Origin of the sequence: Tatumella sp. UCD-D_suzukii, assembly GCF_000611875.2 — a bacterium.
Lineage (GTDB): Bacteria > Pseudomonadota > Gammaproteobacteria > Enterobacterales > Enterobacteriaceae > Tatumella > Tatumella ptyseos.
Genome location: NZ_JFJX01000029.1, coordinates 30,876 through 57,221, shown reverse-complemented (window position 1 = coordinate 57,221; position 26,346 = coordinate 30,876). Strand labels below are relative to the sequence as shown.

General features: G+C 52.1%; 29 protein-coding genes. 12 read left to right on the top strand and 17 right to left on the bottom strand.

Annotated elements, in window-relative coordinates; genetic code table 11:
* Positions 1 to 99: 99 nt before the first annotated feature.
* Complete coding sequence (locus CG67_RS06650) at positions 100 to 528, bottom strand: GFA family protein (protein WP_025902181.1); 429 nt, start codon at positions 526 to 528, stop codon at positions 100 to 102.
* A 498-nt stretch (positions 529 to 1,026) separates the two neighbouring features.
* Here CG67_RS06650 and CG67_RS06645 point away from each other — a divergent pair, with 498 nt between their 5' ends.
* The 3 genes from CG67_RS06645 (at position 1,027) to CG67_RS06635 (ending at position 3,188) form a co-directional block, all read left to right on the top strand.
* Entirely contained in the window at positions 1,027 to 1,575 is a 549-nt protein-coding gene (locus tag CG67_RS06645; protein WP_025902180.1) for a DUF1440 domain-containing protein, read from the top strand.
* A gap of 261 nt (positions 1,576 to 1,836) precedes the next feature.
* Entirely contained in the window at positions 1,837 to 2,649 is an 813-nt protein-coding gene (locus CG67_RS06640; protein WP_029991608.1) for a sugar phosphate isomerase/epimerase, read from the top strand.
* A gap of 113 nt (positions 2,650 to 2,762) precedes the next feature.
* Entirely contained in the window at positions 2,763 to 3,188 is a 426-nt protein-coding gene (locus CG67_RS06635) for a secondary thiamine-phosphate synthase enzyme YjbQ (protein ID WP_025902178.1), read from the top strand.
* A gap of 198 nt (positions 3,189 to 3,386) precedes the next feature.
* On the opposite strand, the gene CG67_RS06630 is transcribed toward CG67_RS06635, so the two are convergent.
* Complete coding sequence (locus CG67_RS06630; RefSeq protein WP_025902177.1) at positions 3,387 to 3,686, bottom strand: hypothetical protein; 300 nt, start codon at positions 3,684 to 3,686, stop codon at positions 3,387 to 3,389.
* 294 nt (positions 3,687 to 3,980) lie between these two features.
* Between CG67_RS06630 and CG67_RS06625 the strand changes: the two genes are divergently transcribed.
* A complete protein-coding gene (locus CG67_RS06625; RefSeq protein WP_025902176.1) occupies positions 3,981 to 5,015 on the top strand; it encodes an ABC transporter substrate-binding protein in 1,035 nt (344 codons plus the stop codon).
* Positions 5,016 to 5,051: 36 nt separating this feature from the next.
* On the opposite strand, the gene CG67_RS06620 is transcribed toward CG67_RS06625, so the two are convergent.
* Entirely contained in the window at positions 5,052 to 6,116 is a 1,065-nt protein-coding gene (locus CG67_RS06620) for an NAD(P)-dependent alcohol dehydrogenase (protein ID WP_025902175.1), read from the bottom strand.
* Between the two features lie 127 nt (positions 6,117 to 6,243).
* Here CG67_RS06620 and CG67_RS06615 point away from each other — a divergent pair, with 127 nt between their 5' ends.
* Positions 6,244 to 6,648, top strand: a complete 405-nt coding sequence (locus CG67_RS06615) for a helix-turn-helix domain-containing protein (protein WP_025902174.1) — start codon at positions 6,244 to 6,246, stop codon at positions 6,646 to 6,648.
* Positions 6,649 to 6,737: 89 nt separating this feature from the next.
* Here the strand turns inward: CG67_RS06615 and CG67_RS06610 are convergent, their stop codons facing one another.
* The gene (locus CG67_RS06610) at positions 6,738 to 7,157 is read right to left on the bottom strand and encodes a DoxX family protein (RefSeq protein ID WP_029991612.1); all 420 of its coding nucleotides are present in this window, start codon (positions 7,155 to 7,157) and stop codon (positions 6,738 to 6,740) included.
* A gap of 386 nt (positions 7,158 to 7,543) precedes the next feature.
* On the opposite strand from CG67_RS06610, the gene CG67_RS06605 reads away from it, so the two are divergent.
* The 7 genes from CG67_RS06605 to tatE all read left to right on the top strand — a co-directional run bounded on the left by CG67_RS06605 (position 7,544) and on the right by tatE (position 12,548).
* Positions 7,544 to 7,864 carry a YnfA family protein gene (locus CG67_RS06605; protein WP_025902173.1) on the top strand — a complete coding sequence of 107 codons (321 nt, stop codon included), beginning with the start codon at positions 7,544 to 7,546 and terminating at the stop codon, positions 7,862 to 7,864.
* A 95-nt stretch (positions 7,865 to 7,959) separates the two neighbouring features.
* The gene (locus CG67_RS06600) at positions 7,960 to 8,784 is read left to right on the top strand and encodes a shikimate dehydrogenase (protein WP_025902172.1); all 825 of its coding nucleotides are present in this window, start codon (positions 7,960 to 7,962) and stop codon (positions 8,782 to 8,784) included.
* Between the two features lie 244 nt (positions 8,785 to 9,028).
* Positions 9,029 to 9,589 carry a YbhB/YbcL family Raf kinase inhibitor-like protein gene (locus CG67_RS06595; RefSeq protein ID WP_025902171.1) on the top strand — a complete coding sequence of 187 codons (561 nt, stop codon included), beginning with the start codon at positions 9,029 to 9,031 and terminating at the stop codon, positions 9,587 to 9,589.
* Positions 9,590 to 9,849: 260 nt separating this feature from the next.
* Positions 9,850 to 10,950 carry an endonuclease/exonuclease/phosphatase family protein gene (locus CG67_RS06590; RefSeq protein ID WP_025902170.1) on the top strand — a complete coding sequence of 367 codons (1,101 nt, stop codon included), beginning with the start codon at positions 9,850 to 9,852 and terminating at the stop codon, positions 10,948 to 10,950.
* Positions 10,951 to 11,223: 273 nt separating this feature from the next.
* Entirely contained in the window at positions 11,224 to 11,766 is a 543-nt protein-coding gene (gene pagP / locus CG67_RS06585; RefSeq protein WP_025902169.1) for a lipid IV(A) palmitoyltransferase PagP, read from the top strand.
* 150 nt (positions 11,767 to 11,916) lie between these two features.
* On the top strand, positions 11,917 to 12,126 hold the full coding sequence (gene cspE / locus CG67_RS06580) for a transcription antiterminator/RNA stability regulator CspE (protein WP_006118399.1): 210 nt from the start codon (positions 11,917 to 11,919) through the stop codon (positions 12,124 to 12,126).
* A gap of 218 nt (positions 12,127 to 12,344) precedes the next feature.
* Positions 12,345 to 12,548, top strand: coding sequence for a twin-arginine translocase subunit TatE (tatE, locus tag CG67_RS06575; RefSeq protein WP_025902168.1), 204 nt, complete (start codon positions 12,345 to 12,347; stop codon positions 12,546 to 12,548).
* A 155-nt stretch (positions 12,549 to 12,703) separates the two neighbouring features.
* Here the strand turns inward: tatE and lipA are convergent, their stop codons facing one another.
* The 13 genes from lipA to leuS all read right to left on the bottom strand — a co-directional run bounded on the left by lipA (position 12,704) and on the right by leuS (position 26,175).
* The gene (lipA, locus tag CG67_RS06570) at positions 12,704 to 13,669 is read right to left on the bottom strand and encodes a lipoyl synthase (RefSeq protein ID WP_025902167.1); all 966 of its coding nucleotides are present in this window, start codon (positions 13,667 to 13,669) and stop codon (positions 12,704 to 12,706) included.
* A gap of 143 nt (positions 13,670 to 13,812) precedes the next feature.
* A complete protein-coding gene (gene lipB / locus CG67_RS06565) occupies positions 13,813 to 14,469 on the bottom strand; it encodes a lipoyl(octanoyl) transferase LipB (RefSeq protein WP_025902166.1) in 657 nt (218 codons plus the stop codon).
* A gap of 55 nt (positions 14,470 to 14,524) precedes the next feature.
* A complete protein-coding gene (ybeD, locus tag CG67_RS06560) occupies positions 14,525 to 14,788 on the bottom strand; it encodes a DUF493 family protein YbeD (RefSeq protein WP_025902165.1) in 264 nt (87 codons plus the stop codon).
* 99 nt (positions 14,789 to 14,887) lie between these two features.
* Complete coding sequence (gene dacA / locus CG67_RS06555; protein WP_025902164.1) at positions 14,888 to 16,096, bottom strand: D-alanyl-D-alanine carboxypeptidase DacA; 1,209 nt, start codon at positions 16,094 to 16,096, stop codon at positions 14,888 to 14,890.
* A 119-nt stretch (positions 16,097 to 16,215) separates the two neighbouring features.
* On the bottom strand, positions 16,216 to 17,358 hold the full coding sequence (rlpA, locus tag CG67_RS06550) for an endolytic peptidoglycan transglycosylase RlpA (protein WP_025902163.1): 1,143 nt from the start codon (positions 17,356 to 17,358) through the stop codon (positions 16,216 to 16,218).
* A 10-nt stretch (positions 17,359 to 17,368) separates the two neighbouring features.
* Positions 17,369 to 18,487 carry a peptidoglycan glycosyltransferase MrdB gene (gene mrdB, locus CG67_RS06545; RefSeq protein WP_371190675.1) on the bottom strand — a complete coding sequence of 373 codons (1,119 nt, stop codon included), beginning with the start codon at positions 18,485 to 18,487 and terminating at the stop codon, positions 17,369 to 17,371.
* 2 nt (positions 18,488 to 18,489) lie between these two features.
* A complete protein-coding gene (gene mrdA / locus CG67_RS06540; RefSeq protein ID WP_025902161.1) occupies positions 18,490 to 20,394 on the bottom strand; it encodes a peptidoglycan DD-transpeptidase MrdA in 1,905 nt (634 codons plus the stop codon).
* 34 nt (positions 20,395 to 20,428) lie between these two features.
* Complete coding sequence (rlmH, locus tag CG67_RS06535) at positions 20,429 to 20,899, bottom strand: 23S rRNA (pseudouridine(1915)-N(3))-methyltransferase RlmH (protein WP_025902160.1); 471 nt, start codon at positions 20,897 to 20,899, stop codon at positions 20,429 to 20,431.
* Positions 20,900 to 20,902: 3 nt separating this feature from the next.
* Complete coding sequence (rsfS, locus tag CG67_RS06530) at positions 20,903 to 21,220, bottom strand: ribosome silencing factor (RefSeq protein ID WP_025902159.1); 318 nt, start codon at positions 21,218 to 21,220, stop codon at positions 20,903 to 20,905.
* A 93-nt stretch (positions 21,221 to 21,313) separates the two neighbouring features.
* The gene (gene nadD, locus CG67_RS06525) at positions 21,314 to 21,958 is read right to left on the bottom strand and encodes a nicotinate-nucleotide adenylyltransferase (protein ID WP_025902158.1); all 645 of its coding nucleotides are present in this window, start codon (positions 21,956 to 21,958) and stop codon (positions 21,314 to 21,316) included.
* The gene (gene holA, locus CG67_RS06520; protein WP_025902157.1) at positions 21,951 to 22,982 is read right to left on the bottom strand and encodes a DNA polymerase III subunit delta; all 1,032 of its coding nucleotides are present in this window, start codon (positions 22,980 to 22,982) and stop codon (positions 21,951 to 21,953) included. The genes nadD and holA overlap by 8 nt, the downstream gene beginning before the upstream one ends.
* The gene (gene lptE / locus CG67_RS06515; protein ID WP_025902156.1) at positions 22,979 to 23,578 is read right to left on the bottom strand and encodes an LPS assembly lipoprotein LptE; all 600 of its coding nucleotides are present in this window, start codon (positions 23,576 to 23,578) and stop codon (positions 22,979 to 22,981) included. Before lptE ends, holA begins: the two co-directional genes overlap by 4 nt.
* A gap of 14 nt (positions 23,579 to 23,592) precedes the next feature.
* Positions 23,593 to 26,175, bottom strand: a complete 2,583-nt coding sequence (gene leuS / locus CG67_RS06510; protein WP_025902155.1) for a leucine--tRNA ligase — start codon at positions 26,173 to 26,175, stop codon at positions 23,593 to 23,595.
* Positions 26,176 to 26,346: the final 171 nt, after the last annotated feature.

Below are 26,346 nucleotides of genomic sequence, written 5' to 3'. Positions count from 1 at the left end.
ACATTTTCAAATTAAGCGGGCCATTATTGAGTCTTTTTCGGTATCTGTTTTCCGCTTCCTTTGCTGCACCACCCATAGGAATATTCCCTGCAGCCGGTCTCAGTCGATACTGGTGTCCGGCAGCAGCTCGTCTAAGGATCGAACCGGCCCCGGGGTACTATGGCGGCTTCGGTGACAATCCCAGGACATGGCATCTTCTGTGCAATAGTCTCCCAGGCATTCCAGCGCCAGGTCTTCCTCAATCAGACCGATCGGTACCCAGATATAAGGAACATCGCGCAGGGCATTAGGCACGGTCGAGCCACATGACGCACAAAAATCGTTACGGTAACCGGTTGTTTTTTGCCAGGTTGCGATCCTTTGCTGGCCGTCTTCCCAGGCAAACTCCGTCGCAGGAATGAATGTCGCCAGATTGTGACCCACTCCGGTCTGTTTACGGCATAACGAACAATGACAACGATAAAATTTTTCGGGTACTTGTTGCAGGGTGAAGCGTATCGCGCCACAAAGGCAGGATCCTTTAACCATCATTTCCGCCTGTACATTTTATTTTATAAAGGGTGTATCACATTGTGCAGAAAATGGATATCCGCAATCCGTTGCCGGACGTTGTGCGGGGCGCTTTATCCTGAGGCAGCGTCATGGGGTGAATGCTGTTTTCCGGATGAATTCGGGGTATTCTCCGTTAACCCTGACTGAGAGCACCGGACTGACCGGAAAATGCGTGGCTCCGTAATATTTATCAGGAACCCGGTCCACAGCAGTCAAATCCACACACTGAAAATATCTTATATTAATTGCCATTTCGCTAGCGGAATCAATAAACAGTAAATATATTTAATGTATAAGTGGTGTTGCATTATTTGAAGAGAGGCAGTGATTCGCATGGTCTCTATGCTGGTTGTTTTATGAGTGAGGACGAGGAGCAGTCACCGGAAACCCGTTTCAGGGTTTATCATCGGGAGCAGGAAGTGCGACGTGCCTGCACTTTTCTCCCCGGTACTTCTGTGGAATAAGGACAAGCGTATGTTGGAAATCAAAAGTAATCGTCAGGTTATCCTTCGCACGACGTTGCTCGGGGGATTTATCAGTTCATTAGTGAAATGGGGTTCCGAGGTGAATATGCCTCCCCGGGTCGCCGGGGAAATCTCGCCCCCGGCCGCAAACATTGATAGCTGGTTAGGCTGGGCCGGAATCAACTCGCATTCGCTGGATTATATTTATCAGGGCACCATGGTGTCGGGTGCGGTGACGCTGTATCACTGGTTGTTCAGTTTTATTTTTGCTTTTGTCTACGTTGCTCTTTCGGCCCTGTCCCCGAAAATTCGCCTGTGGTATGGCGCGCTCTACGGTATTGTGATCACGGTTGTGATGCACGGTTTTCTCATCCCGCTGCTCGGTTTTCGTTACCCGGTGTACGCCTCCGGTGCAAAAGGGTGGTTATGGAATCTGAATGGCTATGAGTTATGGAGTGAACTTCTCGGTCACATTTACTGGGCCGTTTCCATTGAGCTGTGTCTGATTGTTGTGCTGGCTCAGTTATCCCGGCCTTTAAAAGGGAACTGGGTAAAATAATTGTTCCTGACCGTTATTTGAAATTCTGAATATCAGCGATGTCAAACAGAGTATCTGTACCCCTGTAAACTCCGGACAAAAAAACGTGCGGAAATTATCCGGGGTCAGATCTCTCAGACAGTTTTCTTTTTTGTTTTTCGGTAAAACAGTCAATGAGCGGATTTATTCTGTTTATCTGCCAGGATTACATCATCACTGATGGCGCTACCACGTCTGTGGCCTGAACAACAGGTGAGCTGAACGAAAAAGGAGAACGGCAGTATGATTAACCGGAATGCATTATTTCTTAATACCATCCTTCTGGGGGGAACAACGGCACAAAAGTTACAAGCAGTGGCCGACGCTGGTTTTGCGGAAGCAGAGTTGTGGCAGCAGGATGTTCAGGAGACCGGGGGAGATACCGCCGGGATCCGTCAACATCTCAGTTCACTGGACATCACCCTGACGGATTATCAGGTTCTGCTGGATTTTGACGGAGCCGCAGACGTGCACCGGGAAATTAAACGCCAGCAGGCACTGGAGATACTGGACACCGCAGTGAAAGTCGGTGCCGGGACGGTACTGGTACCGGCGAATACCGAACGCGGATGCGTGCAGGATAAGATAGTCAGTGACCTGCAATGGCTGACCGCCCAGGCTGTCGAGCGGGATCTGCGTATAGCCTATGAGGCAATGTGCTGGAGCACCTGTGTCAATACCACGCCTGCCGCGCTGGAGATTATTAATGAGGTCGACTCCCCGGCGCTGGGATTAGTGATTGATGCTTTCCATATTTTTGCACTGCGGCGTACGGTAGCGGACCTGGCAGATGTTCCGGCAGATAAAATATTTCTGGTACAGCTATCGGATGTCAGAGAAATACCGGACAAACAGCAACTGATTGATATTGCAAGACATCAGCGCTTGCTGCCCGGGGACGGAGTCTTTCCGTTACAGCAACTGCTTTCCTGTCTGCGGGAAAAACAGTACCAGGGTCCGCTGGGGCTGGAAGTGTTTAATGACGAACTAAAAAAACAGCCACCGGCAGATGCTGCCCGGCAGGCAATGGCCGCCTTGCGCCGTCTGATTGTCTGAAGATCGTCCCCGTATTTTCCGGGCAAGCCTGATCCGTGTTAAAACGGTCAGCAACATGTGCTGAAATCAGCGCGTTATACTGACCAAAATGAATACCGGAAAAGGGGCCTGCCATGTGGATACAGAAAGAAATCAGACTAAAGCCGCGCCAGCGCGGTTTTCATCTGATCACTCATGATATCGAAAATGCATTGAACGATATTCGCTGGCCAGCGGTCGGTCTGTTGCATCTGTTTATTAAACATACGTCGGCATCGCTGACCATTAATGAAAATGCGGATCCTACCGTCCGGGGCGATTTTGAACGTTATTTCAATCATGCCGTTCCGGAAAATGCACCATTTTATCAGCACACGTATGAGGGCAGCGATGATATGCCAGCCCACCTGAAAAGCAGCTTACTGGGGGCAGAACTGACGGTCCCGGTGTCCGGAGGGTATCTGAATCTGGGGACCTGGCAAGGCATCTATTTATGTGAACATCGTGATCATGGTGGCAGCCGGACACTGGTGCTGACATTACAGGGATCAGATGACTGATCTCCCGGAGGAGTGCAGTCATCATTAGCTCTTCTGCGGGTCAATGCCATTGAGGGTGCAGGAGTCATGCCTGTGCGCCGTGGCAGATAACCGTCAGGAAAATCAGAGAACGGAGGGGTGAGTAACCCTCCAAAGAGTAAGCCGGTGGGGAGAAAGCAGGACGGGGACAGCAGAAAGTGACTTATCCCCGGTAATAGCTTAATGATCTGCCGGGGCAGGATGCATTGGTTTTTCAGGCAGAGGTAACACCTCAACTTTGACCTGATACTTCCCGGCAGCGGTCTGAGGCACCTGAGCGACCAGGTTTTTCAGGGTTTCTGCCGGGGTGGTGGTAGTTTCTGTCGCTGCATACAGTGGCATCGGACGCGGTGGCATCATGCCATGCTTATGCGGGCCGAAGCCTTCCGGGTGATGATCTGCCTGTGTTTGCGGAGCGGCACAGGCCAGCGCAGAAACCAGTAGCAGGGGGGCTGAAAGATAAATCGCAATCTGTTTCATAATCAACTCCTGAGAAGAAATTCACAGACAGCATCGTGAATTATTCCCGGTGTCACAATCACTTTTGCGGGATGTTTACGCAATTTTCATTATCCAGACAGTTATTGCTGAAACAGGGACTTCTGACACACTCAGAGACAGAAATACCATAAACGGGCCGGAACTTTGCACGGCTTCAGCGTTATCCTGCTGACTTATCCTTCACTTGCCCGCCGTCTTCGGAGTTGATATATAAAGAGACTGACTACACAGGCCGATAACTCTCCCGGCCGGGATGCCATGACAGGTACTATTTTGAAAAAGCACACACTGTTACGCAGCGGATTTCCCCTGACGGCCCTGCTCCTTTCGCTCGCTTTTCTTTCCCCGGCCTTGTCGGCGAAGACTGTGACCGATGATGCCGGCAACCGGGTTGAGGTACCTGACATCGCCAACCGTATTGCGGATGGCTGGTTCGCGCATCACTCCTTACTGATGACGCTGGGGGCCGGTGATCGCATTGTCGCGACGGTGAATCATCCCCGGGATCGCCCCTGGATGTTTAAAATACAGCCGTCACTGAATCAGGCATTACAGACGCCCGGGCATGAGTTTTCCAGTGAGGCGCTGGTTCTGCGTCATGTTGATGTGATCTTTGTAGCTAAGAATGATCCTGCAGCAAACAGCTATCGGCAGGCCGGTATTCCGGTCGTCATGATGGGATTTACCGATTTTCCATCGATGGAGCGTTCACTGCTGACGACAGCTGAAGTGGTCGGCACGCCGCAGGCTCTTCAAAGAGCGGAGGAATATAACCGCTATCTTAACCGGCAGATCGCGGTGGTCCGTGATAAAACCCGAACGCTGACTCCGCAGCAGCGTCCGACAGTATTGCATATTCAGTCTCTGCACCCGTTAAAAGTGGATGGCAGGAATACGCTGATTAATACCTGGATCACGCTGGCCGGTGGACGTAATGTCGCCGAAAGTGTCGATGGGAATATGAAAGAGATCACCCCGGAAGAGGTGCTGGCATGGCAACCGGATTATATTATTCTGGATGCCGGTGCTGGCACCCTTGCACAATCACCTTACCGGGGTCTGTTCAGTCAGTTGCGGGCGGTGAAACTGAACCACGTCGTCCGTAATCCTTCCGGTGTCTTCCCCTGGGATCGTTACGGGACGGAGGTTGCCCTGCAGATCCCATGGGCAGCGAGATTGTTCCATCCGGATCTGTTTCCTGACATCAATATGGTCCGTCAGACCCGGGATTTCTACCGGCAGTTCTTTGATTACCCACTGACGGAGTCGCAGGCGAAACGTATCCTGGATGCTCAGCCTCCGGGCTGAGGGGCGAATGCCCCTTTCGTGAGAGGCAGTGGATGATCACGACCCGACGTTCGTCCAGCGGGTCGCTTTCATGTCTATCACAAACCGGTATTTAATCTCCCCTGCCAGCATCCGGCGAAAAGCCTCTTCTATCGCTTCACCGGCGATAACTTCTACCTCTGCGGTGATCCCATGCTGGCCACAAAATGCCAGCATGTCGCGGGTTTCGGCAATGCTGCCAATCGAGGTACCGGAAATACTTAACCGGCGGAAAACCATCGGGGTGACCTCAGGCCCGGGATGCGGTGCGTCCGGGATCCCCACCAGAACCAGGTGACCGTTGGTTTTCAGCGTCCGTAGATAAGGGTCGAGAGAATGGGGCGCAGCCACGCAGTCCAGGATTAGATCCAGCCGGTGCGCGCAATCGGCCATTTGTTGCGGATCGCAGGAAATGACAACATGCCGGGCACCGAGGCGTCGTGCATCTTCGCCTTTCTCCGGTGAGGTGGTGAATAGTGTCACCTCAGCGCCCATGGCACTGGCGAGTTTGATCGCCATATGCCCGAGTCCACCCAGCCCGACAACGCCGACATGTTGTCCGGGTTGCAGATTGAAATGTTTCAGAGGCGACCAGACGGTAACCCCGGCGCAAAGCAGGGGAGCCACGGCATGAAGTGGCAGGTTCTCCGGAACGGACACAACAAAATGCTGATCAACAATGATCTGTTCAGCATATCCGCCACGGGTAAGTTCCCCGGTATGGCGATCTATGCCGTTATAGGTCGGAGTAAACCCCTGTTCACAATATTGTTCTTCCTGCTGATCACAGAAATGGCAGTGCCCGCAGGCATCCACCATAACCCCCACACCGACGATATCACCAGGCTGGTGGCAGGTTACTTCGGAGCCTGTTTCCAGCACCCGGCCGACAATTTCATGTCCCGGCACCAGCGGATAATGACTGGATCCCCACTCATTCCTGGCCATGTGTAAATCTGAATGGCAAACACCGCAGTAAAGAATATCAATACGGATATCGCCTTTCTGCAGAGGACGTAGTGAAGAGGTTCCGTACACCAGAGGGGCTTGCGGGTTTTGGGCGATAATAGCGTTTATTTGCATAACAGACCTTGTGTCTGGCTCTGACAGGCAGAGCTTTAACTGAAAACAGGAGGTAAACTATAAACAGAAGGATCCTTTATGGATAGCAGTTACCAAATGGTGACCATAAAAGCGGGGGAGAGTGCGAATGCCGGATTGGGTAGACGGAAAGGTGTATTTTTATGCAGATTCAGGGCCGCGCCGGCTGATGGATCTGTTTTCTGTAAAATGGAGCAGTATGGTTCTGCACGCACTCTGGCACTGGCCGGAGGGGCGCGCCCGACCAGGTGAGCTGCAGCGCAGCCTGCAGGGCATTTCGAAAAAAATGTTATTGCAGACGCTGAAGGAACTGGAAATACGTGGATTGATCCATCGCCGGGTTTTTCAGGTGATCCCGCCAAAAGTAGAGTATTCACTGACCCCGTTAGGGAAAACCCTCGCCGGGCCGATCGAGCAACTTTATCAGTGGGGACTGGAACATCGGCAGGCACTGGATGAGATGTCAGAAAATTTGCGACAACATACTGACGTCCACGCAGCGGATAAGCGGTGAGTAACCAGGTCAGAATAAACGACTGACTGCCCGTCAGTGACGGGCAGTCAGGGGATCAGTATGACCAATAAATGCTGGTCCGGGCTGGATCAGCGGCGGGAAAGGCTGTATTTACCGGCACCCAGCAGCATGATGAACAGACCACCGAAGAAGTACAGAGCCTCGGTTTCCAATGCCCAGGCACCGACATCTGTCGTTTTGAAGAAATTCGCACCGGCGACCAGAACCACGGCAAAGACCAGGTTAATGGCATAAACCAGGCCAGCCAGACGGGTCCAGACACCCAGGATGATCAGCACCGGAGCAATCACTTCACCGATATACGCACCGTAGGCGACAAAGCCGGGTAAGCCGTGAGCTGCCAGCATCGGTTTAATCCAGTCGACCCCATGTTCCAGTTTAAACACACCGTGAAACAGCATCAGGAAACCAAAAACCAGTCGCAGCAGTAATTTAGCAAAATCAGGATGGTTAACCGCGTTGTCGAAACTATTAATTAATTTATTCATAAGCCCCCCTAAAAAAAAGATAAATTACTCGAAATACTGTTAAAACATCACCTGGTTTTTTTGAAAGACAGCATCAAAAAATTAGAGTAACCGCCTTGCACCAGCAGGCGACTGTGCCGGTAGTGTCAGAGTGATGGGTGTCAGACATTACGCTCAGGTTGTACTCTAAACACCGGCCCCGGCGCTGTATACGGTTCAGAAAATGAAAAGAGCTGCAGTGCAGGAAGGGTGAGTGACAGATTTTTTCGCGTAGAAAAACAAAGAACGTTTATCATTAAGCTAAACTGAAGAACAGAGCCTGAATGACGTATCGGGCTGAACATTCCGCCTGTCCGGGGTTATACCTGTGCAGGGGATCATTCTCTGAACATAAGGAATGTGTTGTGATGCTGAAAACAGCATTGTTATTTATCTTCACTGCCATCGCTGAAATTGTGGGCTGCTATTTACCTTATCTGGTTCTGCGTGAGCATAAAAGTCACTGGTTACTGGTTCCTGGTGCTCTTAGTCTGGTGATTTTTGCCTGGTTACTTACTTTCCATCCGGCCGCTGCCGGGCGGACATATGCAGCTTATGGCGGGGTGTATATTTGTGTTGCTCTGGCCTGGCTGAGGGTCATTGAAGGCATCGCATTAACCCGCTGGGATATTACCGGTGCGTGTGTGGCGCTGGCGGGCATGATCATTATTGTCTGCCAGCCCTCCTGAACCATTACTGACTCATTTTCACCGGGCGGGTAACGCCCGGTCGTCCGGTGAGCAAAGCGTCTCCTGCCGGACATCACCTGTATCGGAGAGCCTCTATGCAGTCAATTGAATCAGTCTGCGGCTTGTCACGACTGACGTCTGTTATCGGAGATCCGATAGCCCGGGTCCGTTCCCCGGGCCTGGTTAACCGGATGCTGGTAGAGCAGCAGCGGGAAAATGTGCTGATGATCCCTATGCACGTCGCCTCTCTTGGGTTACCGGAACTTCTGACCGGGCTCAGGCATTGTCAGAATTTTGCCGGGGCTATCATTGCTCAGCCACATCAGCAGTCGGTGTGTGAATGGCTGGATAATGTCAGCCCGGCCGTGCAGATGACAGGAACCTGTAATGTTATCCGCCGTTCCCCGGACGGAACCCTCAGCGGTACGTTACTGGAGGGCGATGGATTTATTGCCGGACTGCGACAGCAGGGGATCGACGTGGCTGGAAAGCGCGTTTATCTGGCCGGCGCGGGTTTTTCGGCCAGTGCGATTGCCCATGCCCTGGCCGGACAGGGGGTGACAGAGCTTATCCTGTATAACCGTACCGGGGATAAAGAGGTACAACTGGCCGAAAGCCTGTCCCGAAACCATCCCGGATTGGTGGTGATCCACGGCACCGAAGCGCCAGCGCATTGTGATATCGCGATTAACGCGACTCCGGCAGGTAAAGGGGAAGACAGACAACAGGCCTTTTCATTGTCAGGACTGGCGGCCGGTACGTGGGTATGTGATACGGTGATCTACCCGCAGATGACACCGCTATTACAGGCTGCCGAACGGGCAGGAATGCAGACACATCATGGTGAATATACGTTAATGGCGCAATTAGCGCTGATGATCTCTTATATGCTGGACCCGCTGAGCAGCGATGATCAGTAAGTCTTCTCCTGCCGGCATTTGAAACCGGCTCCCCCGAAAAAGTATCGTCGACCCTGACCCTCTTTGTCCCCTGTAACGGGGGACAAAGACCGGAGACCCCGGGCGTTATCCCCGTGTTCCGGGTCTGTACTACAGGTGCTTTGCCTTGCCTTTTCGGTGAACAGCGTTCATGGTTTAACCGCGCGTTTGTTTGTGATAAACGTGCCGTTCTCCCTGAATAAAGCCACTGCCGATGAGAAAGGTGATGAAAAATATCCTCAAAAATCTGTTAGTTGTGTCTCTGACTGTTATGTCACCGCTGGCTGCAATGGCAGCCACATTTACCCTCAGTTCCCCGGATTTCACTTCCGGTCACCCCATGCCGGTCGCGATGGGGGGGGATCTGCCGCAGGTGAAAAGCTGCCACGGGCAGAATATTTCCCCGTCACTTAGCTGGCAGAACGCGCCGGCGGCGACCCGTAGTTTTGCGCTAATTATTCAGGATGCCCAGGGTCGGAATGGTCTTGGCATCACCCATCTGCTGGCTTATGGGATCCCGTCATCCAGTCAGCATTTTGAACGTACCGCGCTGGCGAACGGACAAGGCTTCACGGGGGGGAAAAACAGCTTCGGTCGTGAGGTCTACAATGGCCCCTGTCCTCCGGCGAACAGTGACCGGCATTTTTATACCTTCACGCTGATAGCCACCGATTTGCCTCCCGACAGTTTGCCCGCCGGTCTGGATACCGCCGGCCTGATGGCAAAACTGGAAGGACATGCACTGGCTTCTGCCGGAATGGTCGGTACCTTCGGTGGGCGTGAATAAAGGGCCTGTATGAGAATATCACGGGGGATACCGCCTTTCCCCGTGCAGACCTACTGCCCAGATACCCGGTAGCTTACAGACGCTGACAGCCAGCCTCAGTAAGCTACCGGTCAACCGGTCATGCTGCCTTCCCTCCGCCCGCGAATTTTTATTCCCTGTCAGACAGAATCGTTCCGCTCACAGACGCTCTCTGTACTATTATCAGCCAGTGGACTGACGGTACTGAAACCGTTCAGCCATCGCGGAGAAAGGAGTGTCGGGTGGTTACCTTTGATATCTGTATAACGTTATTGCTGCTGCTGGTCACGCTGCTGCCGTTGTCCAGGCATACGGCCTGGTGGGTCAGGGTCTGGGATTTCCCCAGGTTACAATTGCTGATCATTTCTGCGCTGTCGGGTATTGTACAGTTTTTCCTGTTCACACACGCACCGTGGCTGGCAGGTGCAGTATTGCTGATCTGTCTGGGCTGCTGCGGCTACCAGTGCTGGTGGATTTTTCCGTATACCCGGTTGCTAAAAAAACAGGTACGGGATGCTGAAGGGTATACAGCGCATCCCGGCATCCGGATTCTGGTCTCCAATGTACTGACACCCAATCGTCAGGCGGGAAAATTGCTGAAACAAGTCCGTATTGAAGCTCCGGATGTGCTGGTGGCGGTTGAAACAGATACATGGTGGGAGCAACAACTCAGCGTCCTGGACCAGGACTATCCCTATAGTGTCAGATGCCCTAAAGATAATTTGTACGGGATGCATGTCTGGTCACGGTTACCGTTACGTGATGCGGAAATACAGTATCTGGTTGATCAACAGATCCCGTCAATGCACATGCTGGTCACCTTGCCTGAAGGTATTGAGGTGCGTCTGCATTGTGTGCATCCGATGCCACCCAGCCCGACCGAAAATGATGAATCACAGGACAGGGATGCGGAACTGGTACTGGTAGGTAAAAGTGTTGCTCAGGCAATGCTGCCGGTGATCGTGACCGGTGATCTGAATGATGTCGCCTGGTCCCGGACCACCCGGTTATTTCTTAAAATCAGCGGATTGCTGGACCCGCGTCGGGGCAGGGGAATGTACTGTACCTTTAACGCCAGATATCCCCTGTTGCGCTGGCCACTGGATCATATCTTTCACAGTCATGAGTTTATTCTGGGGTCATTGCGCCGTCTGGAAGACATCGGATCGGACCATTATCCATTCCTGGCGCATTTACTGTATGTTCCACAGGAGGGGCAGCAGCAGGAAAGCCTGGTAAAAGAGGCTGAAGATGAACAGCTTGCCCGCGACATTTTGCAACAGAACGAGTCATTGACGTTACCGGTACATACACCGGGCGAGAATAACGGACCCTTTCATTGATAAATTTCCTTGCAGTATAGCTCCGGGATTGATAAACACCCCGTAGGCGGGAGGTGCGATATTTTCTACCCTCCCGGACGGTGAGAGTTTCCGGAGACTGACTATTATCTTTGGACACTCACGATTTATCCTCTGCAAAGGCCAGAGAATTATGGGGGCGGCTGATAATCAGATGCCCGACAAAAACAATGATTGCTGGCTTACAGGCCGGCACATCGTAATAATTATGTGGCAGGAATTGCAGTGAAATTCAATAAATACAAAAAGTTAACTATGTTCGTGGCCGGAGTGTGTAGTGTACCTTTCGCTCATGCCGCCACCACCGGACAGGATATTTCCGGTGTCTGGAATACTTTCAGTAATAATGTGGCAACGACGTGGACGTCTTCACCGAATGTGGATTTGTATGTTCCGGCCATCACATGGCATAACCGGATGACCTATGACCGTGAACATATTGATCGTTATAACGAAAGACCCTGGGGAGCAGGGGGCGGTATCTCCCGTTATGATGAAAAAGGTAACTGGCAGGGGCTCTACCTGATGGCGTTTAAAGACTCCTTTAATAAATGGGAGCCTATCGGAGGCTATGGCTGGGAAGCCACATGGCGTCCTTTAAATGATCAACGTTTCCATCTGGGGGCGGGTTACACGGCCGGAGTGACGATGCGAAATAACTGGAATTATATCCCGATACCACTGGTATTACCGCTGGCATCGGTCGGCTACGGACCTGCAACATTCCAGATGACCTATATTCCCGGGACGCATAATAATGGAAACGTTTACTTCGCATGGTTCCGGTTCCAGTTTTAGGGCCTGAAATTGTGCAATAAATGCTCTATCAGCAAAAAATCGAGACATTTATCACTTTTTCATCAAATGGTGCTGGACAAATTGCACCGCAATTGATGTACTACGTGACGACACAGTTTAGTGTCCATTTTTCAAGTAAAGGTAATATAGATGTCCAAGATTAAAGGTAACGTTAAGTGGTTTAATGAATCTAAAGGATTCGGTTTCATTACTCCTGAAGATGGCAGCAAAGATGTATTCGTACACTTCTCTGCAATCCAGAGCAATGGCTTCAAAACTCTGGCTGAAGGTCAGCGCGTAGAGTTTGAAATTACTGACGGTGCTAAAGGCCCATCTGCTGCTAACGTTATCAGCCTGTAATTTTCAGTCAGAATCTCTAAAACCCGCCAATGGCGGGTTTTTTATTGTCTTTTTTCCGGCGCCGGAGCAGGGTTCATCCTGTAGTCTCTGCTTTCCTGGCGGAGCTGGCGCGGCCGAAAAATGCGATTAGTAGTCTGTTACAGAAATGTATTGTGTTATAATCGGCTTTGCGTCTTAATGTAGGTGTAACGTTTTTCGCTGAGGTTTAAAGGTATATTATGGAAGGTATCAGTATTGCAAAACTGCTGATTATCGGTGCTCTCATCGTATTGCTTTTCGGCACGAATAAATTACGTTCACTGGGCGGTGACCTGGGTAGCGCAATTAAAGGCTTTAAAAAAGCCATGAAAGAAGATGATACTCCTGTGGCCAAAAGTGAAGCAGAAGAGGTTCCTGCTGAACGTGTCAGCCACAAAGACTGATTCTCTGCTCCCGGCAATAGATCTGCGGATGTATTGTCTGTAAAACCAGATAGCCTGCTGTCTGGTTTTTTATTGGCTGTTATCCGGTGCGGCACACACCGGGAGTGGGTCTTTGAGGCGGCAGAGTGAAAAACAATGCCGCCATCGGCAGGAGGTTATTTTATCTCTATGCCCTGAGCCTGCATATCTGCATGATAAGAAGAGCGGACAAAGGGGCCACAGGCGGCATGGGTAAAGCCCATGGCCATGGCTTCTGCCTTCATTTCATCAAACTCAGCCGGACTGACATACCGTTGAACCGGCAGATGATGACGGCTTGGCTGCAGATACTGCCCTAACGTCAGCATGGTGACCCCGTGACGACGCAGATCACGCATGACCTCGATGATTTCTTCGTTAGTCTCACCCAGGCCCACCATCAGACCTGACTTCGTCGGGATCTCCGGATGCATCTGTTTAAATCTCTCCAGCAGTGTCAGTGACCACTGATAATCTGCCCCCGGTCTTACCTGACGGTAAATACGCGGAACGTTCTCCAGATTATGGTTAAACACATCCGGCGGGGACTGCGTCAGGATCTCCAGTGCCCGGTCCATACGGCCGCGGAAGTCAGGAACCAGCGTCTCGATTTTTATCGACGGGCTTTTTTCACGAATAGCCGTAATACAATCGGCGAAATGTTGTGCGCCACCATCCCGCAGGTCATCCCGGTCAACCGAGGTGATAACCACATAGCGCAGGGCCATATCGGCAATGGTCTGAGCCAGTTTGGCGGGTTCGCCGGCATCCGGAGTCAGTGGCCGGCCATGTGCCACGTCACAGAACGGACAACGACGTGTACAGATAGCGCCAAGGATCATAAAAGTGGCGGTACCATGGTTAAAGCATTCGGCCAGGTTAGGGCAGGAAGCTTCTTCACAGACAGAGTGCAGGCCATTTTTACGCATCGCGGCTTTGATGCCCTGAATACGCGTGGAATCTGCAGGAAGTTTTATCCTCATCCACTCCGGCTTTCTCAATAACTCCTGACGTTCACTGACAACAGTTTTGACAGGGATCAGCGCCATTTTGTCTGCATCACGGTATTTGACGCCGCGTTCTATCTGAACTGGTTTACTCATATCTGCGGATTCCGGTAGCTGATTGGCTGCAGTACGCTCTGCATTCAACACGTTTGTAACAATACAAAAAAGTATATCATTTTGTCTGCCGCAGGACAGCTTCCCCGCAGTGCGAATGATGACATCTGTAGGGCAAAGGTTGTTTACTCCGCCTCAGGGAGACCCTGACGGTATTCTGTCTGTGTGTAGGGGAGATGTTTAAGGAAATGCTGAACCAGCGCTTCAGCAGTCTGTGACAGCGATATTGCCGGTACCAGGTCTGCTATCTGTGTCATTTCCAGTCCGGCATAGCCGCAGGGGTTGATCCGCAGAAAGGGTGAAAGATCCATATCTGTATTTAATGCCAGCCCATGGAATGAGCAGCCTTTGCGGATACGCAGTCCCAGAGAGCAAATTTTTTTCCCGTCCACGTAGACACCGGGTGCATCGGCCCTGGCGCAGGCCGTGATCCCGAAATCTGCCAGTGTCTCGATCACAGTCTGCTCCAGCAAGGTGACCAGTTGACGGACACCGGTTTTCAGACGGCGGATATCCAGCAGGACATAAAATATTTGCTGGCCCGGCGCGTGATAAGTCACCTGACCGCCCCGGTCGCTTTGTACGACAGGGATATCGCCCGGAGCCAGAAGATGTTCCGCTTTACCGGCCTGACCCTGAGTAAACACCGGCGGATGTTCAACCAGCCACACTTCGTCAGCAGTGGTATCTGTACGGGTATCAGTGAAGTGATGCATGGCCTCAGAGACGGTCTGCCAGGGGAGCATGCCGAGCTTGCGGATAATAAGCGGTTGAATGGACACGAGAGTCACCCGGTAATGACAAAGGAAGTGCGCCAGGAGACCCCGGCGCGACGAATTACAGCACCATACGGACGATATCGATATCACCCAATTCCTGGTAGAGGCTTTCTACCTGTTCGATATGGGTGGCATTGATAGTAATTGATACTGAGTGGTAATTACCTTTACTGCTGGGTTTCACTTCCGGAGAATAATCCCCCGGTGCGTGACGTTGTACCACTTCAATCACTTGATCAACCAGCTCTGGCTGCGCCAGCCCCATAACTTTATAAGTGAACGGGGTTGGAAATTCGAGCAATTCATTCAGTTTGGTTTTCATAGTGACTCCGGGACCAGAAAATGCCCCTGAGCGTACAGGGGCATGTAAGAGATATTCAGAACATGGGGGCGGACAGGGAAATATCAACCCTGCAGATGATTAGCCCATCCAGTGATGAAAGGTAAGTTTAATATAATCGATAATCCGGCTAAAGAAACCCCCTTCAGGGACAGCCTGAAGGATCACCAGCGGACGTTGCGCGATGACTTTGCCATCCAGATGGAAATTTATCGTACCGATAACCTGATCTTTCTTCAGTGGTGCATGTAATTCTGTATTCTGCAGCACATAGCTGGCTTTCAGATCTTTTGCACGTCCGCGCGGGATGGTCAGATAAACATTCTGATCCACGCCGAGCAGTACACGATCGGTGTTACCAAACCAGACCGGCTCTGAGGCAAAATCTTTACCTGCTTTCAGCGGAGAAATGGTTTCGAAAAAACGAAAACCCCAGGTCAGTAATTTTTTACTTTCCGTTTCGCGACCTTTATAGGTATGACCGCCCATAACCACAGAAATCAGACGTGTCTGGCCTTCGGTTGCAGAGGCGACCAGGTTATATCCGGCAGCGTTCGTATGGCCGGTTTTTATACCATCGACATTCAGAGTGTTGTCCCACAATAATCCGTTACGGTTCATCTGGCGGATATTATTGAAGGTGAATTCTTTCTCTTTATAAACCGCATACTCTTCCGGGACATCGTGGATCAGCGCCCGGCCAATCAGCGCCATATCACGGGCAGAACTGTACTGTCCCTCGGCATCCAGCCCGTGGACGGTGCCGAAATGCGTGTTCTTTAATCCCAGTGTGTTGACGTAGTTGTTCATCAGCCCCACAAAAGCCGCCTGGCTTCCGGCAACATAGTCAGCCATCGCGACACAGGCATCGTTTCCTGATTGCAGCACAATGCCGCGGGTCAGTTGTGATACGGGGACACGGTCTCCCGGTTTAAGGAACATCAGAGAAGAACCTTTGAACTCCGGGTTGCCGGTGGCCCAGGCATCCTGCCCGATAGTCACCATATCGTCCTGATGGATCTTTCCGGTACGGATAGCCTGACCAATGACATAGCTGGTCATCATCTTTGTAAGGCTGGCGGGGTCACGGCGGGTATCGGCATTCTTTTCGGCCAGAACGGTACCGGAATTATAATCCATCAGAATATAGGCTTCTGCATCGATATCAGGTACCGCCGGGATCATTGTTGTTAAATTCATGTCATCCGCCAGCGCGGAATAACTGAACAGAGCAAGTACAGAAACAGAGGTGATTTTTTTCAGAAAGGATAAAAAAGAGTTTTTTTTCATTTTCGGGGTAGCTTCATCCGTGGAATCAGAGGTAGAAATATTTGCGGCAAACTATAACAGGATGCCACCGGAGGCGGCATCCTGCTTTACCTGATTTTATGATTCCGGCCCGAAAAAAGTTACTTAGCCGTGGTAATAAAAGAGGTTATATTTTGGCTGGTTAAGCGCTGTTGTAGCGCGGCGGCCTCATGACGATTACTGTAACCGCCCAGTTGTACCCGGTAGATACCGCCATCCACGGCTTCGACATGACCCGCTACGCCAAACTGGTGGCTCAGTTTCTGTTGCAGTTCTTTTGCCCGTTGAGGGTTATTCACAGCAGCCACCTGCACGACATAGCCGGAGCGGTTTGCCGTGGCGGGTTCAGCCTGGCGGGAAGTCTTCGCCGGGACGCTGACCGCAGGAGCGGCGGCAGGCGTATTCGCCTGAGCCTGAACAGGTGCAGTGCTGGCAGCAGGAGTATCGGACTCCAGTACACCGGCGGCTAAGGGCTGCGGTGCACCCAGTAATCCGCTGCTCTGCACCGGAGCTCCCAGGCTGTTACTGCCATTTTGCAACGCACTGTTAGCAATGGGCATAACATTTGAGTTACTGCTTCCGGAGGTCGCCGGGAGGGCCGTATCGGTTGTCTCCGCTGCCGGTGATGTCATGCCAGCCGGACCACCGAGGTCCGGACGGGCAGGGAGATCATAGCTCTGGATAGCCACTTTCGTCCCGACAGTCCCGGGGCCGGATAAGGTTCCGTCAGGAGAGACCGTAATGGCATCGACACGCACCTGCGTATTATCAGAGATATTAAGACGGCTGGCTGCGGCCGCAGAAAGATCAATAATCCGCCCGGGGACGAACGGACCGCGATCGTTAATGCGTACCACTAACTGACGTCCATTGGCCAGGTTAGTCACCCGTACATAGCTCGGGATAGGTAACGTGGGATGAGCGGCTGTATAGGCATTCGGGTCAAACTTCTCCCCGGAAGCTGTGGTATTACCCGCTGACTCCTGGCCATAGAAACTGGCCAGACCGATCTGGCTGAAGCGTGAAGTATCGGTCACGATACGGTAGCGTTTGCCGTTGACTGAATAGTCCTGATTGGCGGAAGGGATCAGGGATTCATATTTAGGCTGAACCCCCGGGATCTCTTTTATCGGACCGTTCCATACCGGTTGTGCCGGGGCTGTATTCTGCTGTGTTTCATCAGTAGAACATCCCGCCAGTATCAGGGATGCCAGTCCGATACTAATCAGCCACTCCTTACGCATGTTTTGCCCCTTAAACGCTTTTTGATAACATTTTTCGATGAGTATGGATCGACATCACAATGCCAAATCCTGCCATTAAGACGATTAGCGCTGAGCCGCCATAACTGATTAATGGCAGTGGAACGCCAACCACCGGTAAAATACCACTGACCATACCGATATTTACAAAGACGTAAACAAATAAAATCAGCATGATGCCGCCGGCAAGTACACGTCCAAAGGTGGTCTGTGCTTTTGCCGCAATCACCAGGCCCCGCATAATTAATAGCAAATAGAGCGCCAGTAATGCCAGTACTCCCACAAGGCCAAGCTCTTCAGCCAGTACCGCAAAAATAAAGTCGGTCTGACGTTCCGGCAGAAACTCCAGCTGTGACTGGGTACCATGCATCCAGCCTTTGCCGTGTAATCCACCTGAGCCGATGGCAATCTTTGACTGAATAATATGATAACCGGCTCCCAGCGGATCCTTTTCCGGATTCAGCAACATGATGACGCGATCACGCTGATAATCGTGCATCAGAAAGAACCAGAGAATAGGAATAAAGGCGGCGACGAGCACGGCGGCTATCGCAATCAGTTTCCAGCTCATCCCGGAGAGGAACAGGACAAACAATCCGGACGTTGCAATCAGAATGGCGGTGCCCAGGTCCGGCTGTGCGGCGACCAGTAATGTTGGCAGAAAGATCAGGATCAATGCGATACCGGTATTTTTCAGCGTTGGCGGGCACACATCCCGGTTAATAAAACGCGCCACCATCAGTGGTACGGCAATCTTGGCGATCTCTGAGGGCTGGAAGCGGATAAAGCCTAAATCCAGCCAACGCTGCGCCCCTTTACTGACATGTCCGAACGCATCAACCGCGACCAGCAGGGTGACACTCAGAATATACAGATAGGGTGCCCAGCTTTCATAAACCCGGGGCGGGACCTGGGCCAGCACCAGCATCAGCGTGATCCCCATTGCTATCTGGCCGAGTTTACGCTCCATCATGCCAGGGTCCTGACCACTGGCACTCCAGATAACAAACCCGCTGTAAGTCAGCAGGGCAAAAATGATCAACACAAAAATAGGATCAATATGGATTTTGGCCCAGAAAGATCTCTTTTGCGGACTATTACTCAGGGGCATGTTTACTCACCTTCATAACCTGGAGGAAGCGGGGCAGCGCCCGGGAGAGACGTATTATTATCTCCCAGCATTATATGGTCGAGGATCTGTCGCATTATCGTACCGACCGCTGCACCTGCACCGCCATTTTCTAAAATCATAGTGACAGCCACTCGCGGATTATCATAAGGGGCGAAGGCCGTCATCAGTTTATGGTCCCTCAGTCGCTCAGCGATCCGATGGGCATTATAGGTTTCGTTCTCTTTCAGGCCATAGACCTGTGCAGTCCCCGATTTCGCCGCAATTTTATAGGGAGCACTGTCAAAGCTTTTTCTGGCCGTACCGTTAGGGCGATTAGCGACACCGTACATGCCATCTTTAGCAATCTCCCAATAACCGGAATGAATATTGCCGATAGTGCTGGCAGGGGGTGGCTGATAAAGGACTGTCTCGCTCCCGTAACTTTCAGCCATCAGAAAATGTGGCACTTTAACCACACCATCATTAATCAGCGTCATTAAGGCTTTATTCATCTGTAGCGGCGTTGCGGTCCAGTATCCCTGACCGATACCCACCGGGATCGTATCCCCCTGATACCAGGGCTTTTTAAAGCGACGCATTTTCCAGTCACGGGTAGGCATATTTCCGGTACCTTCCTGCGGTAAATCCACCCCGGTGCGGGAACCGTAGCCGAATTTCTCCATCCATTCTGATAACCGGTCAATCCCCATATCATAAGCGACCTGATAGAAAAAAGTATCTGCAGATTCTTCAAGAGATTTCGTGACATCCAGCCGTCCGTGCCCCCATTTCTTCCAGTCACGGTAGCGTTTCTCGGATCCCGGCAGTTGCCACCAGCCAGGATCGACTAATGAAGTGTTACGATTAATCACACCTTCAGTTAATGCAGAAACCGCTACATACGGTTTTACGGTTGAAGCCGGAGGATAAGCTGCCTGAATCGCCCGGTTATAGAGCGGCCGGTCAGGATCACTGAGCAGCCCTTTATAGTCAGCCGAGGAAATGCCGTTCACAAACAGATTTGCATCGTAGCCCGGGGTGGAGACCATGGCCAGAATATCACCATTGCGCGGGTCAGTAACGACCACCGCGGCCCGGCTGCCCTGCAGCAGAGATTCGATATATTGCTGTAGTTTGAGGTCAATGGTCAGATAAATATCATGGCCGGCTTGTGGCGAGACCTGATGTAACTGACGGATCACCCGCCCGCGGTTGTTAACCTCGACTTCTTCATAGCCGGTTTTACCGTGCAGGGTATCTTCGTAATAACTCTCAATACCCAGTTTGCCGATGTCGCGGGTGGCGGCATAGTTCCCGGTTTTCCCTTCACTTTCCAGCCGGCTGACATCCCGGTCATTAATTTTTGAAACATAGCCGACCACATGCGTCATTGAGGTCCCGTAGGGATAGAACCGGCGCTGATAGCCTTTAATCTCCACTCCGGGATAACGGTACTGATTAATAGAAAAACGGGCTATCTGTAACTCATTGAGATTAGATTTCAACGGGATAGAGGTAAAACGATGTGATCGTTTGCGTTCCTTACGGAAGGCCTCCAGATCCTCATTGGTCAGGTCGAGCACAGGCTGAAGCTCTGCCAGAGTTTGCGTCAAATCAGGGACTTTTTCCGGCACCAGTTCAGCCTGGTAGATGGTACGGTTCACCGCGAGGGGAATTTTGTTCCGGTCATAAATTATTCCCCGGCTGGGAGCGACCGGGACCAGTTTTATCCGGTTCTGGTTCGACCGGGTGCTGTAGTCTTCAAACCGGAAAATTTGCAGGTTGCAGAGATTAAAGACCAGAATACCACTGATTAAAAAAATAGAGGTAAAAGCAATCAGCGCCCGCCGGACGAACAATTTTTGCTCAGCACTGTAATCCGGGAATGCACTACTGGTAAGTTTCATCCGCTATCTGTCAGCCTGCAAAAGACCTTATCGGCTACTCGCGATGATAAGGATGATTGGTAGTTATGCTCCATGCCCGGTAGAGGCTTTCCGCCACCAGGACACGAACCAGCGGGTGAGGCAGCGTAAGGGCAGATAAAGACCAGCTCTGTTCAGCCGCAGCTTTACAGGCCGGAGCCAGGCCTTCAGGCCCGCCGATCAACAGGCTGACATCACGACCGTCCTGTTTCCAGCGCTCAAGCTGAGTTGCCAGTTGGGGGGTCTCCCAGGGGTGGCCCGGAATATCCAGAGTGACAATACGGTTACCTTTACCCGCCGCAGCCAGCATGGCTTCGCCTTCTTTTTCAAGAATGCGTTTGATATCTGCATTTTTACCACGTTTACCGGCCGGGACTTCCACCAGTTCAAACGGCATATCCCGGGGGAAACGGCGCAGGTAATCCATAAATCCGGTCTGAACCCAGTCCGGCATTTTCGTGCCGACGGCAACAAGTTGCAGTTTCACCGGTCAGCCCCAGAGTTTTTCCAGCTCATATAATTCACGCGCTTCTTCCTGCATGACATGAACAATGACCTCCCCCAGGTCGACCACGACCCACTCACCGGCATCTTTGCCGTCAGTGCCGAGAGGCATCATACCTGCTGCACGGGATTCCTGCACCAGGTGATCGGCGATAGAGATCACATGACGGTTAGATGTCCCGGTACAGATGACCATGCAATCAGTGATGCTGGATTTTCCACGGACATCGATGGCAATAATGTTTTGTGCTTTCAGGTCATCGACTTTGTCGATAACAAAAGATTGGAGTGTCTGGCCTTGCAAAAGGTTCCCCTTCAGATTTGCTTGAAACAACGATCAGGCTGCCGCTGAATGCGATAGCCAAAATTTTGAGCGGCGAAGTATATCACGCTGTTGTCAGTCGCGATATAAGCCTGACCGGGTGATGTAATTAATCACTGAGGGCGGGAGCAGCCCTTCACAGGAGAGGTTCTGCTGAAGCCGGTGGCGGATCGCTGTGGCTGAAACAGGCCAGAGAGGCGTTTCGGCCTGAAAGATCAGCCCGCAAGGTTGCTGACGCAATTGCCGGCTCTCTTGCGCGGCATGGGTATCTATCCAGTGGCGCAGCTCTTCCGAGGCCGGTTGTTCGGGATATTCCGGACGGCGACAGACCAGCAGATGGGAGAGTGACAGCAGCTCTTCCCAGCGATGCCACTTATTCAGCGACAGTAAGGAATCCTGACCGATAATAAATGCCAGCGGTTGATCCGGGCCTCGCTCCGCACGCAGGGACCTCAGGGTCGTGACCGTCCAGGAGGGAGCATCGCGATGCAGCTCCCGATCATCAATATCAAACAGCAAAGAGCCAGCGATAGCACAGCGCAACATTTCCAGCCGCTGCCGGGGGGAGGCCACCGGCTGGGGCCGGTGAGGGGGGACATTGTTCGGTAGCAGCGTCACTTTCTGCAGACCCGTCAGAGCCGCAAGTGCCTCCACGGTGCGCAGGTGGCCATAATGGACAGGGTCAAACGTGCCGCCGAAAATGGCCTGTAACTCAGACATTGTTCAGTCCTGCCGGAAAGTGTTCCAGAGTCAGTTGCAGGCTGAACGATGACAACATTGGCCAGATGTCAGTGCCGTATTCTTTTTTCACGCTCAGCTCAATCTCCGCCAGCAGGTGTATCGCCTGGCGGAGGCGCTGCGCATTCAGCCGCTGCAGCGCCGCGGTGAATAAGGGGCGTCGGTTCTGCCATACCCGTAATTTATCCATTAACTGGCGGACGGACTGTGGGTCACGGCATCGCTGCAATCGCAGCAGAGTCATCAGTTCACGCTGTACGGTACGCAATAAAATCACTGGCTCGGCGGCTTCCTTATGAAGCTGCTGCAGGATGTGCATTGCCCGTTTGCTTTTACCGGCCAGTAAGGCATCGACCCAGTGGTAAGGCGTAAAGTGTGCAGCATCATTCACTGCCTGTTCGACTCTGGGAAGAGTCAGGGTGCCTTCCGGCCACAACAGCGACAAACGCTCCAGTGCCTGAGCCAGCGCCAGCAGATTGCCTTCATAGCAGTAACATAATAGCTGTACCGCCTGCGGATCGATGGTGATGTTAAGGCTTTTGCAGCGCTGAGTGACCCAGCGTGGCAGTTGTTCATGTTCCGGTGTAATGCACGGAACCAGCACGCCTTTGCCCGACAACGCTTTAAACCACTGGCTGTTTTCCTGAGCTTTAGTAAGTTTCCCTGAGTGGACTATCAGCAACAGGTCATCATGCAGCAAGGTCGCAAGCTCCGTCAGGCGGGAGGCTATCGGGGCAGAAGGACCATTATCCGGCATCTGCAAGGTCAGGGTTTGTCGTTGGGTAAACAGGCTGAGCGACTGGCAGGCAGTAAACAATGCGTCCCAGTCGGTGTGGTTATCGACTGAGACACTCAGATGTTCCAGAAACTGCTGCTGTCTGGCCGCGGCAAGGATGGCAGTGTGACTTTCCTGGCGCAGCAGCGGATCGTTGCCGGATAAAAAGTAACTGCCGCGCAGCCCTTCGGAGAGCTGTGCGGCCAGTTGTTCAGGGTATATCCGTATCATTCGTGACTTGTCGATAAACCTGCGGTGTCACTTTGCTGCCCGGACCCGGGGGTGATGACCTCCGGGGCCGGTAACGTTTCACCGTTGCTTAGCTGAGCCGCATGAACCGCCAGTAGCTGACGAACGAGTTGCTCTGAGGCACGGACACGCATCTCCTGGTAAATCATGGTCTGTTCCGAGTCTTTAGCCAGCGGAACGCCTGAGTTATCAAAGAAGGTGCGGTATACCGTGGTGCTCAGCGGATAAATTCCTCTTCCGGGGATCAGGATCTGTGCGGTAACGATGAGATGCAACTGATATTCAGCCGCCGTCCCGTCAGGGAATATCGACGCAGTATCACGGCCTGAACGCTCATTTTCCAGACGAAGCGTCGGGACCGTATTACGTTGGTCGGCATTATCCTCAACCAGTGAGATATTATTTAACCGCAATTGCTGGCGTACAGTCCGGGCCAGCGGACCGTAAGGGTCGTCGCTGGTTAAGATCATGGTGCGCATCTCTTTCGGGATCTGGGTCGTCCCGCGCAGATGAAAACCACAACCTGCAGTGGCCAGAACGGCCACTGCAACTATCAGGGTTGAAAAGATGTGTCGCACATTACCTCCTGAACTTAACCGACAACCAGGTTAAGCAACTTGCCCGGAACGTAAATCACTTTGCGTACAGTGACACCTTCCAGATATTTTGCTACCAGGTGCTCCTGAGCAGCCAGAGTCTGAACCTGTTCCTGCGTGGAGTCCGCCGGGACGGTGATTTTTCCGCGCACTTTACCGTTAACCTGCACCACAACCAGCACAGATTCTTCGATCATGGCACGGTCATCCGCCACAGGCCATTCAGCTTCATCCACCGATCCGCTGTGTCCCAGAGCCTGCCAGAGTTCAAAGCAGGCGTGCGGGGTAAACGGATACAGTAAACGGACCACAGCATCCAGGGCTTCCTGCATCAGCGCACGATCTTCCGTACTTTCCTGCGGCGCTTTCAGCAGCTTGTTCATCAGCTCCATGATAGCGGCGATCGCGGTGTTGAAGGTCTGGCGGCGTCCGATATCATCAGATACCTTCGCGATAGTTTTATGAACGTCACGGCGCAGTGCTTTCTGAGGATCATTCAGCGCATCAGCATTCAGAGCTTCAGCCGGCCCTTTGCTGCTATGGTCGTAAACCAGTTTCCAGACACGTTTCAGGAAGCGGTTTGCCCCTTCAACACCGGATTCCTGCCATTCCAGCGTCATATCGGCCGGGGAAGCAAACATCATAAACAGACGAACGGTATCCGCACCATAACGTTCCACCATCAGCTGCGGGTCGATTCCGTTATTTTTGGACTTAGACATCTTGCTCATACCGGCATAGATGACTTCACGGCCATCCTTATCGGTGGCTTTAACAATACGTCCTTTCTCATCACGCTCAACAGAAACATCCACCGGAGAAACCCAGTTACGTTCACCGTTCACACCGGTGTAATAGAACGCATCTGCCAGCACCATTCCCTGACACAGCAGACGTTTAGCGGGTTCGTCTGAATTGACCAGCCCGGCATCACGTAACAGTTTGTGGAAGAAACGGAAGTACATCAGGTGCATAATGGCGTGTTCGATACCGCCTACATACTGATCGACCGGTAACCAGTAGTTTGCTGCTGCCGGGTCCAGCATGCCTTTATCGTAATCTGCACAGGTATAACGTGCGTAGTACCAGGAAGACTCCATAAAGGTGTCAAAGGTATCTGTTTCACGCAGCGCAGGCTGGCCGTTAATCGTGGTTTTCGCCCACTCAGGATCCGCTTTCAGCGGGCTGGTGATGCCGTTCATTTCCACATCTTCAGGAAGAATGACCGGTAACTGGTCTTCCGGTGTCGGGATAACGGTACCGTCTTCCAGAGTTACCATCGGGATCGGTGCCCCCCAGTAACGCTGACGGGATACGCCCCAGTCACGCAGACGATAGTTAACTTTACGTTCACCCACACCTTTTTCGGTCAGTGCATCAGCAATGGCATTAAAGCCGTCCTGATGAGATAACCCGTCGAAGGCACCGGAGTTAAACAGGGTACCTTTCACCGTCATCGCGTTTTCGCTGACATCCGGTGCTGTCCCGTCATCATTCAGGATCACCGCTTTAACCGGTAACTGATATTTTTGAGCGAATTCGTGGTCACGCTGGTCATGGGCAGGCACGGCCATGACGGCACCGGTACCGTATTCCATCAGAACAAAGTTAGCGACCCAGACCGGTAACTGCTCACCGGTCAGAGGATGGATAACAAAACGGCCGGTAGGCTGACCCTTTTTCTCCATCGTTGCCATATCCGCTTCAGCAACTTTGGTGTTACGGCACTCGTCAATAAAAGCCTGCAGTGACGGGTTACCCGCCGCAGCTTCCTGAGCCAGAGGATGTCCGGCAGCGACAGCCACATAGGTGGCACCCATAAAGGTGTCAGGGCGGGTCGTGTAGACCGTCAGCGTGTCGTCGCTGTCTGCCACATTAAAGGTGATTTCCACACCCTCTGAACGGCCGATCCAGTTACGCTGCATGGTCTTAACCTGTTCAGGCCAGCCTTCCAGAGTATCCAGATCATTGAGCAGTTCTTCGGCATAGTCGGTGATTTTGATAAACCACTGCGGAATTTCTTTACGCTCAACTTTGCTGTCACAACGCCAGCAACAGCCTTCGATGACCTGTTCATTGGCCAGCACCGTCTGGTCATTCGGACACCAGTTCACGGCAGAGGTTTTTTTATAAACCAGGCCTTTTTCAAACAGCTTAGTGAAGAACCACTGTTCCCAGCGGTAATACTCAGGCTGACAGGTCGCCAGTTCGCGGCTCCAGTCATACCCGAAGCCCAGCAGTTTCAGCTGGTTCTTCATGTAATCGATATTTTCATAGGTCCATGGCGCAGGCGCAGTATTATTTTTTACCGCAGCCCCTTCCGCCGGCAGACCAAACGCATCCCAGCCAATCGGCTGCAGAACGTTTTTACCCTGCAGTCGCTGGTAACGGGCGATAACATCGCCAATGGTGTAGTTACGGACATGGCCCATATGCAGGCGACCAGAAGGATAGGGGAGCATAGAGAGGCAGTAATACTTCTCTTTACCTTCCTGCTCGGTCACTTTAAAAGTATCCTGATCGTGCCAGTGTTTCTGGACTTTAGATTCTATCTCTTCCGGGCGATATTGCTCTTGCATGGCAGCCTGTGGTCCTTGTTGAATTTCGCGAAGCATACTGCAGTGGTTTTTCTATGATCCGCATAGCATACCCATAAGGCCAGCGCGCAACAACTCCCGCAACACCCCGGGACCGGATTTCTGATGGAAACTTCATCGCTGCGTCTCAATTTTCACATTACGGAACGTACA